General features: G+C 53.8%; 12 protein-coding genes. 5 read left to right on the forward strand and 7 right to left on the reverse strand.

Features of this window, described 5'->3' with window-relative positions; genetic code table 11:
* Window positions 1-15 precede the first annotated feature (15 nt).
* Window positions 16-3,033, reverse strand: coding sequence for an alpha-mannosidase (locus QEH52_RS04630; protein WP_308948899.1), 3,018 nt, complete (start codon window positions 3,031-3,033; stop codon window positions 16-18).
* A 77-nt stretch (window positions 3,034-3,110) separates the two neighbouring features.
* On the opposite strand from QEH52_RS04630, the gene QEH52_RS04635 reads away from it, so the two are divergent.
* Together QEH52_RS04635 and QEH52_RS04640 are read left to right on the forward strand one after the other, a co-directional pair.
* Window positions 3,111-3,953: a helix-turn-helix domain-containing protein gene (locus QEH52_RS04635; RefSeq protein WP_308948901.1), complete on the forward strand. Its 843-nt coding sequence runs from the start codon at window positions 3,111-3,113 to the stop codon at window positions 3,951-3,953.
* 167 nt (window positions 3,954-4,120) lie between these two features.
* Complete coding sequence (locus QEH52_RS04640) at window positions 4,121-6,916, forward strand: GNAT family N-acetyltransferase (protein ID WP_308948902.1); 2,796 nt, start codon at window positions 4,121-4,123, stop codon at window positions 6,914-6,916.
* A gap of 73 nt (window positions 6,917-6,989) precedes the next feature.
* On the opposite strand, the gene QEH52_RS04645 is transcribed toward QEH52_RS04640, so the two are convergent.
* Window positions 6,990-7,709: an IclR family transcriptional regulator gene (locus QEH52_RS04645; protein ID WP_308948903.1), complete on the reverse strand. Its 720-nt coding sequence runs from the start codon at window positions 7,707-7,709 to the stop codon at window positions 6,990-6,992.
* Between the two features lie 81 nt (window positions 7,710-7,790).
* Here QEH52_RS04645 and QEH52_RS04650 point away from each other — a divergent pair, with 81 nt between their 5' ends.
* The 3 genes from QEH52_RS04650 to QEH52_RS04660 are packed head-to-tail and all read left to right on the forward strand — an operon-like array spanning window position 7,791 to window position 10,532.
* Window positions 7,791-8,981, forward strand: coding sequence for an enolase C-terminal domain-like protein (locus tag QEH52_RS04650; RefSeq protein WP_308948904.1), 1,191 nt, complete (start codon window positions 7,791-7,793; stop codon window positions 8,979-8,981).
* 20 nt (window positions 8,982-9,001) lie between these two features.
* Window positions 9,002-9,769 carry an SDR family NAD(P)-dependent oxidoreductase gene (locus QEH52_RS04655; protein WP_308948905.1) on the forward strand — a complete coding sequence of 256 codons (768 nt, stop codon included), beginning with the start codon at window positions 9,002-9,004 and terminating at the stop codon, window positions 9,767-9,769.
* 37 nt (window positions 9,770-9,806) lie between these two features.
* Window positions 9,807-10,532 carry an RraA family protein gene (locus QEH52_RS04660; RefSeq protein WP_308948906.1) on the forward strand — a complete coding sequence of 242 codons (726 nt, stop codon included), beginning with the start codon at window positions 9,807-9,809 and terminating at the stop codon, window positions 10,530-10,532.
* Window positions 10,533-10,700: 168 nt separating this feature from the next.
* Here QEH52_RS04660 and QEH52_RS04665 read toward each other — a convergent pair whose 3' ends face one another.
* From QEH52_RS04665 to QEH52_RS04685, 5 genes are read right to left on the reverse strand one after another with little or no spacing between them, the layout of a single operon-like run.
* Entirely contained in the window at window positions 10,701-11,465 is a 765-nt protein-coding gene (locus QEH52_RS04665) for a DUF4159 domain-containing protein (RefSeq protein ID WP_308948907.1), read from the reverse strand.
* A gap of 13 nt (window positions 11,466-11,478) precedes the next feature.
* Window positions 11,479-13,782, reverse strand: a complete 2,304-nt coding sequence (locus QEH52_RS04670; RefSeq protein WP_308948908.1) for a hypothetical protein — start codon at window positions 13,780-13,782, stop codon at window positions 11,479-11,481.
* The gene (locus tag QEH52_RS04675) at window positions 13,779-16,661 is read right to left on the reverse strand and encodes a hypothetical protein (protein WP_308948909.1); all 2,883 of its coding nucleotides are present in this window, start codon (window positions 16,659-16,661) and stop codon (window positions 13,779-13,781) included. Before QEH52_RS04675 ends, QEH52_RS04670 begins: the two co-directional genes overlap by 4 nt.
* 14 nt (window positions 16,662-16,675) lie before the next feature.
* Window positions 16,676-18,667, reverse strand: a complete 1,992-nt coding sequence (locus tag QEH52_RS04680) for a BatA domain-containing protein (protein ID WP_308948910.1) — start codon at window positions 18,665-18,667, stop codon at window positions 16,676-16,678.
* Window positions 18,664-19,605 carry a DUF58 domain-containing protein gene (locus tag QEH52_RS04685; RefSeq protein WP_308948911.1) on the reverse strand — a complete coding sequence of 314 codons (942 nt, stop codon included), beginning with the start codon at window positions 19,603-19,605 and terminating at the stop codon, window positions 18,664-18,666. The genes QEH52_RS04680 and QEH52_RS04685 overlap by 4 nt, the downstream gene beginning before the upstream one ends.
* Window positions 19,606-19,624: the final 19 nt, after the last annotated feature.

Here is a 19,624-nt window from a genome sequence, read left to right on the forward strand (position 1 = left end):
TTTCGCCCCGATCAATTATGTGGAGCGTCGCACCAGCAAACTCACGACCTGATAGGGCGCGAAACGAATTGCTGATTTCGTCGGCTCGGCCTTCGATTCGCCGATATCAGTGAGCGCGAGTTCATAACCGTCCACCAGATTGATATTCACCTGACCGCGACGCCCCGACACTTCGTGTAAGCGGAGCACATAGCCCCCTTCCGTTGGTTTGACCCAATGTGGCACCAATGTTTCGCCACCTGAGATTGATTCAATTACAGGAGCGATGGCCTGACCAGTGTATGCAAGCAGATCGGTAAAAAGCGTCTCGGCAACGGATGCAGGCTGACGCTCACGCGGTAGTTCGGCATCATAGCGGCCAATCGCTAACTGAATCCTATGCGCCCCCCGATCACTGCAGGGCGAATCAATTTTCAAGCGGGTCAAATGCGGCGGCCACGCAGTGGCATGCGCATCAAAACCGGTTACGCGTGGACTGCGCACTAAGCTCAAACCTACCGAGCCTTCACGTACAGTCGCGCCATATTTATCTTCGGTCGTCAAGAAGAGGCCTTCACGCTCACCTTCGTCAAACACAGCAAGATAGCGACTAAAAGGCACTTCCCATTGCGCTTCGGCCTGCAAGCCGTCTGGCACTTGCTTGCGTAAGACACTGCCGTATGGAATGCCAAATCGTGCATTAGTCGCCGCGTACTTCGTGGGAAAGATCAACTTTAGCAAGGACTCAGGCTCCTGCCAGTCGAGATCAACGCTCACATGCACTAAAGGACTACCAGACTCCAAGGTAAAGGTGACCGTAGCCTCACTAGCATCGCCAATCTTGCGTGTTACAGCGATGCCGGCGCGGTGCGCGCCCTCTTCTACAGCAGTGATCTTTGCCTTAGCGTTGCAGACCTCACCGATACTCAAGACATGACGATCGATATCCCAGGCTTCAAAATTCGCGGCATGATCGGGATACAGCATCAGTTGGCCCGCAGGACCAGAGAGTGGCACTTCCACTCCCTCCCAGCTCAATTGATCGATCCAACCGGAAGCATTAACGCGGAATTCCGCTAAGCCGTTAGAAACCTTGCGGCCCTGAACTTCAACCGACTGAGGCGTATCTTGAATCACAGTCTCGATAGGCAAACCACTCAAGGGCGGTAAGCTTACATAAGCCGACGCATCGGGACCATCGATCCATTTCGAGACTTCCATCGCATGTGGATTGAAAAGACAGTAGCCCCCCTTGCCGGCCAAAGCCTGCCCCGCCTCAGCGAGTTGCGCTTCAGCATGTCCGTCCAACACAGGTAAGTCTTCCAGATACACATCCCAGACAGAGCTGCCGGGGATATAGTCATGGAATTGAGCAAAGACCAAACGTTTCCAGGAATCTTCCATGTTCCAAGTCTTACCCGTGGCCGCCGCCACGGCTTCGGCCACCTGCATGGCACGCTCTAGGCCACGGAAGCTGGCCTTTAGATTACCATGTGTGGTGAATGTGCCACGGTGATACTCCAAATAGCATTCGCCTTGATGCACCGGTAACTCATCGCGTACGCGGTTCAATCGATCAAAAAAAGCTTCCGGCTGATCCCACTCAATCTCCGGCATGCCAGGCAGAGAACCCAATCGACGCGCACGCTCTAACATGTCATCGGTCGCACCGCCCCCGCCATCACCATAACCAGTCGGCAATAAATACTCCTCGTGCACGTCCGCTTGCTGATTGGCATGCATGGGGGCTTTGACATGATCAATCTCCATGTGGGTCACATAGCCAGACTCCTGCGTCACATGCGCAAGAATCTCCGATCCATCATTCCCCCGCCATATAAAACTACTATAGGGGAAACGATTGATCGCGTTCCAAGTCATTTTAGTGGTGAAGAAATACTCCACGCCCGTTTGCTTCATAATTTGCGGCAAACAAGCCGAATAGCCAAACACATCGGGCAACCAAGTCAGCTTCGACAAGGCCCCATTGATCGCTTCAAAGCCAGCTTGCCCCAGCGTAAAGCTGCGAGCCAAAGCCTCACCGCAAGCGATCATGGTGTCCGACTCCACGTACATAGCGCCAGTGGCTTGCCATTTCCCAGAATCGATCCGTTCTTTCACACGTTGGTATAAATCAGGTTCGCGCTTTTCCACCGCCTCATAACTGGCCGGCTGACTATAAGCGAAACGATACTCAGGATACGCCTCCATCAAGCGATCCGCAGTGGCAAAAATGTTAACCGCCTTGAGTTCGCCCATGCGCTCCGGCCAGATCCAAACCAAGTCGAGGTGGGCATGTCCCGTCAAGATGCACTTCGAAAAAGTCTTATCGACCTTCAGCTGCTTGTAGAGCTTTGCGAGACTACGACGCATCGCAGCTATGCCTTTCTGATCCAGCACATTACAAGCACCCTCCATACCTCGCAGCATCAGGCGATACACGGGCGTAAATTTGTCAACTGGGGCTTGTAGGCCTGCGCCATTCAACGTAGTGGGCACCTGCGGATTCTCACGGTGCCGCTGATCCATTGCCAAATCAAACAAGCACTTTAAATCATGGTAGGCATTCCAAGCCATATCATCTCGTTTGACGATAAACGCACCTTCAAAATAACTACCGGCAGCCGCCATGCCATTCGCCTCCTCATGCCAGATCGCACTTTGAATACAGCTCGACTGTATCCATACCACCTGAGTGCCCTCCGGTAAACGGCAGCGGACGTGTGCCACATTAAAACCGAAATATGCCTGATCAGCCACATAGAGTGTAGCCTCCCCTTGATCCTTCCATTCCATCCACGTATTGTCATCCGCTGCTTCCGGCAAAGTCACGCGACACCAACGCTGATCAAAGAGCTTCCCCCAAAACGAACAAGGCTTCACCTGACTACGCTTCAGCTGCTGGCCCTCTGCCAGCGAAATCTGCTTGGCCTGCGGGCGCGACGCCTCGACTGCGACTGGCTGACGATGGGTCCAAACAGCAGCTTGCAGGCGGTTGACCGCCGATTGAATACGATTGGGAATCAGTTGGGGAAGATGATGATTGGGAAGCATAATTTTTGTAGGAGCAGTATAACATAAAGGCAGCGCTCAGGTCTTGCGTTACAGCCGCTTTTTCTTACGCTGTCTTGATGTTTAAGATTTCTACCGCAGACTGGCCCCAAGCCTATGCCTGTACCTATGAGGCTTATAATTATAGCTACGTCCCCAGCCCTCACGTGCATTCTCAAGACTATCATGAGTTCTTCTGGATTGAGAGTGGCCGCGGCTGCCACCTGCTCAATGGTGAGCCACGAATAATGGAAATCGGCTACTTCGTGCTCATTCGGGCCGACGACTCTCATGGCTTCTCTGCTTGGAACGCAGGCGAGCAAGTCGGCTTAATTAATTTTGCTTTCCCTTCGTCGCTATGGGAAAAAATCCGTGATCAATTCTTTGCCGATAAAGTCTGCTTCTTTGATCATGAAGAGATCGAAAAGCGCGAATATCAACTCAGCAGCGACGACCGCGAACGCTTGCGCCAGATGGGCAACGACCTCGCCGCAGGGCATTGGAACACAACCAACGCCGCAGCCTATCTACTGGGCGTGCTAGCGCTACTCGAGAACCGCGACCGTGAAACCAGCCCTCACCCGGCGATGCCGGAATGGCTCACCCACGCGCTACGCCGAATCGAAACTTGGCCCAATTTCGTTGGCGGCGTGCCTGAATTCGTCCGAATCGCTGGCCGCAGCCATGAACACATCAGTCGCGATTGTAGGCGTTTATTGGATACAACTCCACGCAACATCGTCAATAGAGCCCGGCTAAAATGGGCCTCCATGCAGCTGGAAACCTCGCAAAAAGAAATAGTCGAAATCGCCCACGAATGCGGCTTCGAAAATCTCGGACACTTCTACAAACTATTTAAAGCACACTACAAGAGCACCCCACGCCAATACCGAATCCGTCGTGGCATCTCGCAATTTTCCTAAACAGCCAGGAGGTGCCGAAGGGTGGAATCGCGATTATGCCCTGCCCCCCCGATACTTTGGACATGTCATCTTTACTTTTAGAACCCGCTCTTCCATGCTCTCGACATGACCTCTAGCCCGCAAAAACCAGCTCCCCACGTCTCCCCAAGAGGGTAGACATCCCCCCAATGAAGCCTTTAAATACACAAGATTGGCCTAAGTTACTGCGGCCGGGCAGCCGGGTGTTCATCGGAGGTGGCGCGGCGATGCCTTTGGCCCTGGTGCGTTCGATGCTGGCACATGCCCATCAGCTCAAGGACATCGAGCTAGTGCATATACACAGTTTGCATGCATCCCCTTGGATCGCGCCGGAATATGAGTCGATGCTGCGGACGAATTCCTTCTTTTTGACACCTGATGTCGGCGATGCGGTCAGCCGTGGGCAGGCGGACTATACGCCCTGCCCGATGTCCATGGTGCCTCGTCTATTTCGTGAAGGTCCGCTGCAGGTCGATGTGGCTCTGATCGAAGTCAGCCCCCCGGGGCCAGACGGGAATTGCTCCCTAGGCGTCAGTGTGGATGTGGTGCAGGCCGCAGCGACCACCGCCCGCTGTGTCATTGCCCAAGTGAACCCCCAAATGCCGCGCACGGGGGGAAATAGCCTGATTCCAGCTTCGGAGATTCATTACTTCATCGAACAGGACCTGCCCTTGCCCGAGACGCTCTCGCCTTCCATCGACAAGCGGCACGAATTGCTCGGAGGCTATGCGGCTCAATTAATCGAAGATGGCTCGACCCTGCAAGTGGGCTTGGGTAATAGCCCGGAGGCGGTGCTGCGAGCCCTGCATCAACATCGCAACCTCGGCATTCACACCGGCATGTTTACCAATGCATTTATGGATCTCATCCGTAAGGGCGCGGTGGATAATTCCCGCAAATCGTTTAAGCAGTGGAAATCCATTGCCAGCCATGTGCTCGGCAGTCAGGAGCTCTATCAATTTGTGCACGAGAATCCAGACTTGGAGCTGCACCCCAGTGACTGGGTGAATGCCTCGGATCGTATCGCCCGCAATGAACGCATGGTCGCCATCAATGGCGCGCGCATGGTCGATTTGACCGGACAGGTGGTGCGTGACTCGAGCGGGCACCACTTTTACGGCGGGGTCGGCTCGCTGCAGGATTTTTCCCGCGGAGCGGGTGCCAGCAAGGACGGCAAGCCCATCGTGGTTTTAACCTCACGCTCGGATGACGATAATTCGGCTCGTATCGTGGCGGACCTCGCGCCGGGGAGTGGTGTCTGCACCAGCCGTAGCGACATTCATCATGTGGTTACGGAATATGGAGTCGCCAGTATCTTCGGACGCAGCATCCGCGAGCGTGTGGCGCGACTCGTGGAGATTGCCCACCCCGACGATCGGGAAGAGCTCTTAAAGGGCGCATGGAACCGAGGCTGGGTGCCAAAATTCTTTACCATGCCGGGCGGTGCGCGTGACGAGCTGGAATCCAAAATGATCGATTTCAAGATCGGTCGCTTCCAATTGCGCCCACTCCACCCCAGCGACATGTCGGTGCTGCAGGACTTCTTTTATTCGCACGATGAAGAAACGGTGCGTCTACGCTACGGCCATCAACGGGAGCGAATGAGCGGCGAGTCGGCCTATAAATTAGCAGCCGTAGATCAGGAAAAAGACCTCGCGCTGGGAGTCTTTGATCGTAAGGGAGCGCTGCGAGCGATTGCCCGTTATTATCTGGATGCCGGAGGCGACACGGCCGAAGTCGCCTTTGTCGTGCATGAAGACACCCGCCGCGCAGGCATGGCCAGCGTGCTATTCGGCGAACTGGCGACCATCGCTGCCGAGCGTGGCATTCAAACTTTTTGGGCGACAGTGCTGCAGAAAAATCACGCGATGGCTGCTTTGTTTGAACAGGCCGGAGGCCGCAGCAAGGATCCAATCTCTGCGGCGGAGCGGCATTTCGACATTCCCGTTACGGGCGTGCTCAGTCGTCATCGTGAAATTCAGCAGCGGATACAATCCGCACAATCATCGCAAGCCGACATCCCCGCCCTAGGGCTGCACTACAATGCGTTTTATGAGCACCACGACACTGGCTCGGGGCACCCGGAATCAGCGCTGCGCTATCGCATCCTGCGTCAGGCCCTGGAAGCACTGCCCGCAGAAATCTTACGCCTGCCCGGTCGACGCGCCAGCACTTCGGAAGTGCTATTGGCGCATGAGGCTTATTATCAGGATCTGGTGTATCGAGACGTCGAGAGCTTTGCGGATGTCCTCCGCACGGGTGACACCGCGATTTCTATCGACAGCTATGACGTCGCCTTAGAGGCCACCGGCTCGGTATTGGCAGCGGCCGATGCCGTCATGCAACAAACCGTGAAACGAGTGTTTTGCGCGGTGCGCCCACCGGGGCATCATGCCACCGCCGACCGCGGGATGGGCTTTTGCATTTTTAATCACGTGGCTATCGCAGCGAATTATTTAAGGAAACACTACCCGCTCAAACGCATCGCGATCGTGGATTGGGACGTTCATTTCGGCAATGGAACTGAAGCGATTTTTGCCGAAGATCCTCACACCTTTTACCTCTCTCTACACGAAAGTGGGAACTATTCCGGCAACTCAGATAGCAACGCGGAGCGCCCACCGTCGCTAGCCACAGTGAACTTAGCCTTACCCGAAAGATCTGGAGCACGCGAAGCCTTGGCTGCCTGGGACAGCAATGGCGGCCCCGCTCTAGACGCGTTTCAACCCGAATTTGTGCTCATCTCCGCAGGTTTCGACGCTCGTAAAGGCGACCCACTAGGCGGCCTACATTGGGACGACGCGACCTACACACAACTCACCCAACGAGTCATGGCAGTAGCAGAAAAACATGCCCAGGGACGCATCGTTTCCGTTTTAGAAGGCGGCTACAATCCTGAGGGTTTAGTCTCCGCCGCGCTGGCGCACGTGCGGGCAATGCAATGATCTCGTTAGAGCATATTCCATGTCATTTCCTGCATAATTACGATCTCACGCACTCAATCGATAAGCATGTCGACTATTCTAAAACCACAGCTCGCAACTGATCTACGATCGTTTTCCGGTTCTTGAAATCTTCAGGCCAACCGACTGCAGAGAGTGCCACCACCGCCGTCTCCGTCAGTTGCAAAGGCACTGAGCAGGCATAAATCGAAGGATGATATAATCCGAGTTCAAAGCACGCGCCTTGCTCACGGCAATCTTGAATCCGCTGCCAGACATCATCGGGTTGTTGACGCTCCCAGGCCTCATCCGGTGCCGAAGCGAGCACTTGCCTTATCACAGGATCCGACATTTGCGCCAGCAGCACAGCCGAGGCCGAACCGATCGACAAATGTATCCGCGAACCGATCGGGCTCGTGATGGCATTAGGAACCGGCGGTTCGGCCCGCAATGCCGTCGTCGTCAAATGACCTTCACGCAAAGAAACCTTGGTCGACATTTGTAAATTCTGCGACAACGCACGCAAACGAGGCTCAAACTCCCGCAAGCGAGCTTCCACTTCGGAGTACGTTCGTGCCACATGCGCTAAGCCAAACGCAATCCTCAGCCCCCCACTAGGATCCTCGCTGATCCAATGATGCTGTAACAGAGTATTGACCATACGGTAACAAGAAGCAGGAGGGATTTGCAGCGCATAACTGAGCTCCTTGACGGGCACAGCTTCATTTCGCTCAGCAAGATACTCAATAATCGAAATTGCTTTGTGCAGTGCAGGAATAGTTTGTGATACAGTCATGCTCGAGTTTATCATATATGATAAACTTATTATCAATATTATTTTGACGCAAACTGAGATGGCTCAATTCTACAGTGAATTATGAAAATCGTAGATTTGAAAGTGCGCTGCGTCGCCATCCCCCTCACGAGTCAATTACGTCACAACACAGGCGTCCATCCGGGCTATTTCCTCCGCACGATTTTAGAGCTAGTAACCGACGAAGGCATCATCGGCCTAGGTGAAATCGGCGGAGGCGATCAACGCGCGGCACTCACAAAGCTCAAGCCACGCATCGTCGGCCTAGACCCATTCCATCTGGAAACTATTAAGCTGAAAGTGCTGCGCAGCATATATTATATGTCGAATGCACGCCTCTATGCAGCAATCGAAATGGCCTGTCTTGACATTCAGGGCAAAGCGATGAACCGCTCATTGAGTGATTTATTGGGCGGCAGCGTGCGCGATTCCATCCCCATGATCGCTTACTTATTTTGGCGCTACGATCGTCCCGATGGCAAAGACGACAGCTGCGCCGAAGATATGGCTGACTGGTGTGTCGAACTCAACGAAACGCTTGGCGTGAAAACCATGAAACTCAAAGCCGGCGTGATGGACCCAAACGAAGAAGCTCGCGTGCTGGAACTCTGTCGCGAACGCCTCGGGCCTGACTTCGGACTGCGCATAGACCCGAATGGCGTCTGGTCAGTCCCCACTGCGGTCCGCATCGGCAAACGCCTGGAGCCACTTAACATAGAATACTTTGAAGACCCATCCTGGGGCCTCAATGGCAATGCTGCAGTGCGTGAGCAGATTAACATACCAATCGCCACCAACATGTATCCGGCCAAGTTCGACGACCTCGCTCCAGCCATCAAACTAGGCTCTGTCGACATAGTATTGACCGACATTCACTATTGGGAAGGCCCACGCGGCGTGAAAGACCTGGCAGCGATTTGCCGAACTTTCAACCTTGGAGTATCCATGCACAGTGGTGCCGAGTTCGGCATCGAACTTGCCGCCATGCTCCACACCGCATCCACCATTCCCGAAATGAGTTTTGCCGGTGACGCGCACTATCATTACCTCACCGACGACATCATCCAAGGCGGCCTAATGCAGTATGAAGATGGCTGCTTAAAAGTCCCCACCGGGCCCGGCCTAGGTGTCGCGCTAGACGAAGAAAAGATGAAGAAATACGAGCGTTATTATGAAAAAATGGGCGACTACTACGCACGCTTCCACCAAGATCCCAAGCGCCCCGACTGGTATCCAATCGTCGGCGGACAATAATTCGTCAACTCCGAACAAACATGCAGCTTTCAACTTTATTTGACCTCCGCGGACGCACCGCTCTAGTGACCGGATCCACACGCGGCATCGGCCGCGCCATCGCACTCGCCTTGGCCGATGCCGGAGCCGACATCGCACTGCACGGCAGTTCCGACCACGAAGGTGTGCAGCAAGTGCGCAATGAGATTCTAGAACGTGGTGTGCGTTGCACGGTGGTGCTCAAAAACTTGGCCGACGACGACGCAGCAGACTATTTGTATCAACAAGTCATTACAAAGCTCGGTCAACTCGACATCCTAGTGGCCAACGCCTCGGTGCAGTGCCCCAAGCCGTGGTTAGAGGGCGACCGTGCGGACTTCGAACTCCAGATCAATGTCAACCTGCGCTGCAGTTACGAACTCATCAAACTAGCCGAGCCGCCCATGCAATCGCGTGCTTGGGGACGCATTCTCACCATCGGCAGTGTGCAAGAAAGTAATCCGCATCCGGACATGCTGATCTACGCCGCCACCAAATGCGCGCAAACCAGCCTCACGCAAAATTTGGCCAAACAGTTGTCCGGTTCTGGAGTGACGATCAACAATCTAGCGCCCGGCGTGATCGCGACCGACCGCAACATCCCGCGCCTCGCGGACGAGGACTACCAGAAACTGGTACTAAGCAAAATCCCCGTCGGCCGCATCGGAAAGCCCGAAGATTGCGCTGCCGCCGCCCTACTCCTCTGCAGCGAAGGCGGCGCCTACATCACTGGCCAAAACATCTTCGTCGACGGCGGCATGAGCCTGTAATTAAATTTCAACTACAATAATTAAGCAAAGATAAAAAATGAGTACCCAAATGCAAATTGATAAGCTCAAAGAAATCCGCGACAGCGTGGAAGAAGTTGAGTTAAGTATTCCACTCGAAGAGCTCTGCGAGCGCTACGAAAAGCTCTACACCGGAGCGGTTAATGACGTCTTACGTGAATTGTGCCTGCCTAACCAGGCCTTGCCTACGAGCATCGTGCCACTGCGCGATGAGATGGTAGTTTGCGGTGAGGCCTTCACAGTGAAGGCCGTCAAAGACCCGACCATGGGGGGCGAAATGGAAATGCGCGTGGAAATGCTCGACGATTTACGCCCGGGCCACGTCATTATCTGGAATGCCAATGCCCATGGCAATGAATATCCCTCGCACTGGGGCGGCGTTATGACACAAGCTTCGATGAAGCGCGGCTGCCGTGGTGCCATCATCGATGGTGGCATTCGCGACACCAAGGACATCCTCAGCCAGAAGTTCCCCATCTGGTATCGCTATCGCACCAGCTGCGGTGCCCTCTCGCACACCAAGGTCGTCAACTATCAAGTGCCGATCTATGTAGGTGAAGTCATCGTCCGTCCCGGCGACATTTTGCTCGCCGACATCGACGGTGCCCTGGTCGTTCCGCGCAAGCTTGCCGTGGCAGTGTTGGAGCGCGCCGAGCAAATCGAACGCAACGAAGGCGAAATCAAAGAATGGGTGGCTGCCGGGCTCACCGCTGAAGAGATTCACGACCGTGGTGGATACTTTTGATCCTCTCCCCAACTCGCGAATTTTTTGATGCGTTTAGGATTCAAGCTTATCCAGGAGGCAGGAGGCATCAGTTTGAATCAGCTAGCTATAGCTGATCACAACATGCACCATTTGGGCGAGACTGGAAGTGCCATAACTTATTTCCTCCAGAGTGATCTGGTTGCTTGCTTAGACAGAATCCAGTGCGGCAGGACCAAGTAGGCTTTGCGTCATGGCATAGACGTATAAATTCGTTCCAAATTGTAAGGACTCGCGCCCCTTTTTCCGTCCAAACCAAACGTTACCATTGGTCCAGCCACAATGGTTATCCGACGGGCTAAGAAACGCGACGAGGCGGCCATTAATGGTTAGCCCCCATCCGCCGTGAGCCGTGCCTTGCATCACTGGTAAGCCGTCTCTCAAATGAAAGACCGTATGGTAAAGTGGATGATCCAAGGGTAATTTTTCTAATTTTGCCTCGGGTAATATTTTAGGAAATTCTTCAATCATACGAAGAAAGAAGAGATCGCTGCGGTTTCGATTGGCCTCCCGGCCGTTCATTCGACCAATCACACAATCCTCTGCAAAAATAAAGCCTCCCCGCAGTAAATATTCACGAATGTTCTGACGCCCGCGGTCCGTCAATTCCGGCTTACCTTCGGAGTGCATAAAAATAAACGGGAATTGCGTCATCTCTTCCAGTGACTCCACGTCCGCAACGTTCCATTGATTGTTCAAATTCACAGAAGTATGCTCCCACACATGATCAATTAAATTCATATCTCCCTGCGGGTGCACCCCCCAGGCCTCGGTATCGTCCGTGTGGATATTGAATTTCAACCGCCCCCATCGCGCTTCTGAACCACGCCGTTGTTTCGCGGCAAGCAGCTTTTGCAACATTAATGGAGACGCCCCTAGGGCGGTCATCGTGGCGAGAAAATTACGTCGATTCATAACGTCAATAGGGTCAGAGTAAGCGCGCACGTCGGCGCAGGATTAATTCGGTGGAATAGATGAGCAAAATAGCGAGCAAGAGCCACTGTTGATGCCAACGTAATGAGACAGATTCGTCGAGTAACAATTCATCGTTCGTTCGCGTGCTCCATTCCCTCGGTGGACCATTTTGCAGGACGGCCCCGCCGGTTCGTATAGCCAGCTCTTTCATAGTTTCGAAATCAACCGATCGCACCACAGCTTCATTGACGGGTGCAAGATCCTGAATCGCAAAAAATGTGCGGGCATACGTACCGGTCTCCGTGTCCTCGACTCGTAGAATCCAGTCGCCTGCTTCAGCAAAATCCGTCTCAATGACATGCACTCCGTGCTCATTGGCTGCCCCCACAGGAAGCGAGCGTAATGTGCCCTCGGCACGATTTTGCACCGTAGCCCAAACAGCGTCACTCCCCCCCGTAATCTGGAAACTAAGCGGCTCATCGACTCGGCCAACAATAGGAGCTGAAGTAATTCGAACAGCGCGATCCGTCGAGCGCGCCAACCAAGTGATCATTTGCTGCCAAAAGATACTACTGGCGGGGTCGTCGCTCGGACGCGACAGATGCCAACGCCAAAACAAATCCGTAGTCAAAATAGAAGACTTGCCCGAACCGAAGGTCTGGGTCGCAAAGAGTATATTGGAGTGGTCGTCAGCCTGCACTTGCGACTGCACCTGCGCGGCTGCTTTGGCAAACTCCACTCGAGCACTTTCAAAATATTCGGGCGCAATGCTCTGCAACTCAACGGGTAACTGAGCAAACATTGTGGAAAATTCGGAACCTACGATGGCATCCAACCGACTCAAAGGCCGAAGCACCGCTTTTTGAGATGCAGCCAGAGCAAACTTGGTTTCTGCCGTTTTATTCTCTCCGCCGCGCACGCGTCGCATCGCAGCTTGAAAGTTGCGAGTCGCCACATCCTTCGCGCTTTCTTCACTGGCATCCAGCACGACAGGTAACATGCGCTCGATCGCCGTGCCCGCAAATTGACGACTCCCCTCAGTATTCGAAATCGCGAACAGCACTGCACCACCGTCGCGAGCATAAGCAGCAAGCGCCTGTTGTTGTGCTGCTGAAATATCAGCGATATAGGGCTGTAACAAGATCACGATATCGTAGTCATTGAGTCCTGAGACGGCACTAGGTAAATCATTTAACACGGGCGCGTCCGATGCAAACGCCACACGTCGCAGACCAGTCGAAGGACCAAATATAGTATCCATTTCAAAACTAGGGTCTTCATGTAGGGCATCTGCTAAATAGCGATAGCCCCAATCCAATGCGCCCAAGTAAACCAGCACCTTTTTAGGCAGTGATTCATACACCTGAACTTCAGACACGGATTGTGCATAATAATCCCCCGCACCGACCTCTAAGCGTATCTCGTAGCTGCCGGCGTCCTCGACCTGAATCGGCACTCCCCAACGACGCACATTATCTCCTGCCCGAATGTCCACCTGCTGCTCGTCGACCAGTTTCCCATTCTGAAATAGACGAATCGGCAAGCTGCGGGCACGGTCACTACTGATCCGATACACGGCCTCGAATTCAAAGCTCGATCGTTGCACAATACGGGTAGGCAGCTTGACTTTTTCGATGTCCACACGGTCAGCCCCTTTCAAACGGTTGACACCCGGAATGAAGTAAACCGGAAGCTGGCGCTCTTGGGCGGCCGCGACCATCTGATCCACTCCAACGGAACTACCGGACGTATCCAGTGCATCTGTCATGTAAACGAGCCCCGCTAAGTCTCCGGCGGCTGCGCTGGTAACAAGTTGCGCGCTCTGATAGAATCCCGTTTGCCCAGTTGAAAAAGAAGCATCGATCGCTGCTTCAAAGGAATCAACGGGACGCGTATTTTTAGCCAGCTGGAAATAATGTATGTTTTCAAAAGCGCTCTCTGCCTGCCCCCGCCACTGCTTCCAAAGCGAGCTCGCATGATCCAGGCGGGAGCTCTTTCGATTATCAGGCATCGTCATACTATCGGACACATCCACGACCACCGCGAGTGTGCCGAGCCCTGATGGTTCCAGCAACTGCCGCTCCACTCGGGTAGGATTCGCTAAGCACAGAAAGAGCAAAAAGAATAAAAGACTCCTTAGCCCGACCAGTGGAATCCGTCGTGAGATCGATAAAGGACGTAAGGTCGACCAATAGCTAAAACAGGCGCACACAATCGACACAGCAAACAAGCCCACCAGTATCCCCACGGCCGCAGTGTGATCCAAGCCGCGTAACCATCCGCCAAAGGCCCATTCCGTTACTTCTACATTTTTCATTTGGATGGGATTTCCTTCTGCTGGCGTTGCTGCTTGCTTTGGTAATCCAAAGACAATTGCTCAAAGTAGAGTTGCACAGCATCACGATATTCACGTGGCACTTCATCGACAGTCCGCAATTGCAGTAACTCTCCGCGATTAAGACTTGGCGACTGAGCCCGTAACCACACTAGCACTGTATTTAATGGCTGCTCCAATGAGCTTACAATTTCCACCACATTTCTGGGCTCCTGGGCCAGGCCTCCTCCGCCACCATCTGTCGTGGATTCCTTAAATTTAATCGATTGCTCGAGTTCGGCAATTGCAGCCAATACCGCGGCATCCGAAGTCAACTGCTCCACCATACGTAAATTTCGAGTGAGCTCCGTTAACAAAGCGTCCTGCTGCCCGTCGCTTTTTGTACTCGAAACGCCGCTGCCAGAACCGCTTTCAGCTCCACGACCTGAACCACTCCCGGTAGCACCTTCAGACGGTTCACCTTCACTGCCACTGCCATTTCCATGGGCAGCCTCTTCCACGGATTCACTCGTAGCCCCGGAGCCACTACCATTCGAATTCGCTAACGTAGGTTCGCCTTGACCACGTTGCCCCTTATTCGGATCTGTCATAAGTGTTTCCTCAGACCCGCCACCAGAGTCTGAAGACTCCCCAGCAGCGGCTTTGCGGCGTTCCCGTTGTGCGAGACCTTTCAATCCCTGTTGAATTGAGGTCAGTTCCGCGGCAATTTCATCAAAGGCCTGATTGCCCCCCCGAAGCCCCAATTCCTCCAAGGCCACGCGAGTCGCTAATTCCTCTATCGCTGCTTGAATGGCAGCCGTTTTGGATGCATCGCCCGTGCCTGCAGCTGCCGTGTCAATCGCTTCGAGATCCTGCAGGATTTGCTCTTCTTCGATGGACTTAGCCAATGCGGCGAGCGTCTCCGCCATCGCTTTGGATCCAGTCATTTGCTGTCTAGCTGCCTCAGTTTGCAAGTGATGCTTCACCTCGGCAACTTTTTCAGCAGCCGCTTCGGCCGCGCGACTTGGCCCGGTTCCTTCGCCTGACTGTGGGGCCCCCGGGGCATTCGGCGCGGGCGTTTCTCCAGCAGATCCAGACAGGTCAGCTGCTGCCGCCTCCAGCTTTTGGGCGGCCTCGGAAAGGGTCTGCTCGGTCTTTTTCTCTCCAGCCTGATTCATTTCTCCCAACGCATCACGAATCAACATCAATGTCTTGGCTGCAGGTTGACGTGCCGCGACAGAATCGCCGGCTTCAAGCTGCAAAGCGGAGTCCCCCGCTGCCTGACTCGCCCGCCCGAGTGGGTCCTGCACAGGCCCAGCAAATTCACCGGACTCGAGCAACTGAGCCAAAGCATCCTCGATCGTGCGTTGCTGTTTAGCCAATTCAGCAGCATCCGAGTCAGCAGTCACTGGCGATTCAGGATCGTGTGAGGTCTGCGGCCGATTGAGTCCTTCAATTGCTGCCAACAGCTCGGCTTGTTCTTTCTCAAGCTTCTCCAACTGGCCCGCAGCCCCCCCTGTGCGCGGAGGCATTTCGTATTTCTGATCATCCTTAAAGGGATCTATATCTTCTTTTGGAGCTGCCGGCTGACTCGAGTCAGCAATAATAATTACCTTCTGAATCAATTTTTCGATTTCGATAATGTGCGAAAGTGCTTTGCCTTGTGGTTCCAGGGCCGCCTGATTTTCCAGGCTCTCAATTTTTGCTGCGGCCAACTCCATCGCTTGCTTGGCTTGCATTAATAAATCGACGATTTCGGTAGAGGCAGCCGCGGCAATTAACAGTTCAACCACCTGCTCAGTTTTCTCGATGAGCAAGCTCTGGTCTTCCTGCACTCTGAGATTTTCGGCGACCCAAATTTCTTCGCTCGTATCTAAACCGGCATGCACGAGCAGAAAGTTTTGCTTAATTAAAACGAGCTGAGCCGATTTTAGCTTTGCAAGCAGTTGTAAGGCTTCCTTTAGCGGACCTCCCTCGCCCTGAAGATGTATCAATTGAACATCTTCGCGCAGCGGTTTGATTTGAATAAATTGCATTGCCGAAGTCGCGGGTTCTACCGAAGGGAATCCTGCAAAAGAGACTTGCAGGTAATAGGACACCAAGTCAAAGGCCTCCACTGCAAGCATATCTAAGTAGAGGTCTGGCTCCCAAAGCAACTCACCCGAGCCTTCGCCCTGTTCGACCTCCAATGCCAGCACCGAAACCTGCGAGCCATTGACTTGAATATAAAGCTCGGGACGAGTTAGCGCATGCGTCGTCGTGACTGCGGCTGTCAATGGAATCGCCTCGATCTGGGTTGCTTTGATCTCAGACTTGGGCTCAAGCCAAATAATTTCCGCCATCGGCGCTTCCTCCACCAGGACTTCGAGTGGCACATCATCAACCGAAAAACCTGAAACCGCAGCATTCCAAATCCAAACCATCGTCAGCATACTATATGCAAAAAATAGTAAACCAAGTGCCAGCGAAAGTAGCGTTAAAATAGGCCAACGCGAAGGTGCATGCTGCATCAGATAATCTGAAGCATCTGTTCGCTGAGCAGTCGCGACAGGGCTATCCACTCCAGCAAACTGAGAAGCCGCTTCCAAGCGATTTTTAGTGTGTAACTCGGAATCAATGACCTGCGCAACCTGAGTCGAACTCAACCGACGCCTCCAATATAACACGATCCCCGCAAGTAAACTCCCCCCAATGCCGCACAACCACAGTAAGAACAATGCAAATGAGATTTCGCCTGACAACGGTTCCGGGTGCAAGGCGTAAACAGCGGCAAAGGTGAGCAGACAGCCGATCAAAGCCAGAGCAAGCGGACCACGCAGCAGACGACTGCGTGTCTGTTGACGCAGGATGTGAAGGGCATCGGCGTGGGTGCGTGAATTCATAATCGCGTGAGACTTCAAGAGGCAGTTCGGTTGGCTAAGCTCATTTCGAAAAGAAGAAAGATCAAAGCGGCGACGATAAACCACCACCAAAACTGTTGCTCTAATTCGACTTTTTCCCGCATATCAAGCGTTGCTTGCTGGACCACGGTTTGAGCGCGTTTTTCGGATGAAACGAGTCCGTCGATGTTGCTCGGTTTAGGCCAAGTGCTTAAGTCTGATTCATCGACAGGCAAAGAAACGGCAATCCATGAATCGAGCTGTTCCCCCTGAAAATGATAGAGCCCGGGGGCTTCCACCCGAAAACCGTCACCGTCCAGGTGTTGAATCAAAGGCTCCACCACCATTCCCTGCAGTCGATCTACCTGAGTCCCGGGCGCGAGCGAGACCCAATCGCCGATTTCATGCACTTCACGACGATCGACTTGGTCGGACAAATAGACAAGTGACTGATGCATCAGCGGCACGAAAGCGGAACTAATCACCAATTCCGAGCGACTGCGATCCATACGAAAGCCGAATACGATGAGGCGTCCCCCGCCGACCATCACTTCACCCACCGCGACTGAACCATTCGACCAGCGAGCGAGCGGTAGCATGGACGCGGACTCCAGCGCCCACCCAGATTCGAAATCAACATCCATCAAGCTGCCGAGACTTGCGGTATCGAGCGCCCCAACAAGCGAATGTGCCATGTCCCAATCCTCAAGTCGATACGACTGATCCAGCTTCGGCTTGAGTCGTTTGAGTTGTATCCCCTCAGAGACGAGCCACTGACTGAGCGCAGCGCCCCCTTCAGCGAAAACCAGCCCCGCCTTGCCCGCTTTTAACCGAGCCTCGATCTGCATGCGTTCAGCAGCGTCGGATAAGCCTGCTCCACGTAAGACGAACAGCGCGTCGTCTGGCCACGGCGTCGCATCCATCATCTGAGGAGAGAGACGGAACTGCTCTTGATATTGTGTAGCAGCTAAAGCGTGATAGACATAATCAACAGCAATAGGTGGATCGGACGCCCGATGTGCTTGGGCATCGAGGCGCACAGGAATACCTGCACGCGGATCGATCACCCCAGCCACGGCATCATCGACCGGAAGCGAATCCGCATCCAGCGAAAGCTCTACAGCGATCGGCTCTGCAGGGTCGACTGTCTCAGGTAGTGGCAGCTCATAGGACCAAGTTTGCTCGGCTCCGACCTGCAACAGCAGTGTGTCCTGATGGATACGTTCGCCTTGGACGTAAATTGAAAGCACGCGTTCTTGGTCTAGTGGAGCATACGAGCAGCTCATGAACTCCACATGTAGCAGGCGCCCCACAGACCGTAGTTTCAAACTATGTAAAGCGGCCTGATCAAGCAGTTCGGTCGGTGGCGCAGGGGTGTGTAGTTGAACTCCAGGCGGAAGTGGTTGATCGAAGCGCGTGTTCGCCCACGCACGACTCTGGTGATCTGCCAGCAAAATAATGTGCAAATCTCGGTGCGGCGAGGCGTGCAGCGTGGCAGCGGCGAGGCGAAGCGCATCAGCGTAATCAGCAGCGTAGTAGCCAGGCTGCCAAGTCGACAGCGTTGCCGGGATTCGCGACACATTCTCTGACAACGGCAACAACCAAGTGGGCGTATTTCGCACCGCCATCAAACCGACCTCATCAACCTTGCCGAGCTGTTGTAGCTCACTCAAGCCCCAGTCCCGAATGCTTTCCCAGCGGCTCTCCGCATGCATACTAAAGGAATCATCGACGATGACGATTACAGCACGACCGGAAACAATTCGCTTACGTTCGAAAAAAGGCCGTGCAAACGCGATGATGACACAGAGTATCGCGAGGCAACGAAAAACTAACACCAGCCAACGACGAATACGGTGGCGTTTGCTCTCACGCAGCACTTTAGGAGACAGAAATTTCAAGCTGGGAAACGGCACCCGCACAGTCGTTCGCTTACGCAAAAAATGTAGCCAGAGAGGCAGACCAATCATCGCAGAGCCAATGAGAAAACTCGTAAATAATAAGCTCATAACTGGTGCTCCCGTTTCGCTAAATACTGCCCCAAGGCTTGAACCGGTGAATGGTCGGTAATCAGCTCGACCAGTGCGGCGCCTTCATCTTCGAAGACATGCCGTAAATCAGACCGAAACTGCCCGAACTCACGTAAATAGGAACGACGTATTTCTTCGGTCGAGAGCGTCACTTCCGAAAAATCTTCGAGGTCGAAAAAGACTCCGCTGTTTTCATCTGCCAAATCACATTCCTGTGGGTCGAGCACCTGAAGCCCAATAACATCATGGCCATCGTAACGCAGGCGGTTTAAGGTCTGCCGCATCCGCTCCGGCTCTTCGTAAAAATCACTGGCGAGAATCAACAAAGAACGCCTCGGCAATAGGTTGGCGAGTGTGTCAACCGTCTGGGCAAAGGCACCCTCACCAGCCGCAGTCGGCGTCTCCAGCGCAGCCAACAATGCCTGCAGGTGCATAGAGTTCAAACGCGGCTTTAAATAGTGCTGCAAACCACCCAGCGCGACCGCACAACCGTAAGGGTCTCCTTGCCGCTTAGCTAAATGCGCCAATCCTCCCAGCACGGTTTTGGCAAAATCGAGCTTCGTCAAGGCCGCGCGTGGGCTGCTATAAGCCATCGAAGCGCTGGCATCAAGCACCAGAAACACGCGCATCTGGGTCTCCTGCTCAAACGTTTTTACGTAGAGTCGATCCGAACGCGCCAGCAAACGCCAATCAACATGCCGGATGTCGTCGCCTTGCTGATAGCCGCGATACTCAGCAAATTCGACACTCTCCCCCTTCAATGGACTGCGGTGCATGCCGTGCAGAAAGCTATTCACCAGATAACGCGACCGCAACGGAAGGTTCGGTAAGGCAGCCAGCAGACTCAGGTCGATCGGTTGTGGATCGGGATAGATGTAGCGCGGCGCTTGATTTGGTAATGTCGGAGAACGTTTCACGAATGAGTGACAATCAACT

Origin of the sequence: Thalassobacterium maritimum, from assembly GCF_031127805.1 — a bacterium.
Taxonomy (GTDB): domain Bacteria; phylum Verrucomicrobiota; class Verrucomicrobiia; order Opitutales; family Coraliomargaritaceae; genus Thalassobacterium; species Thalassobacterium maritimum.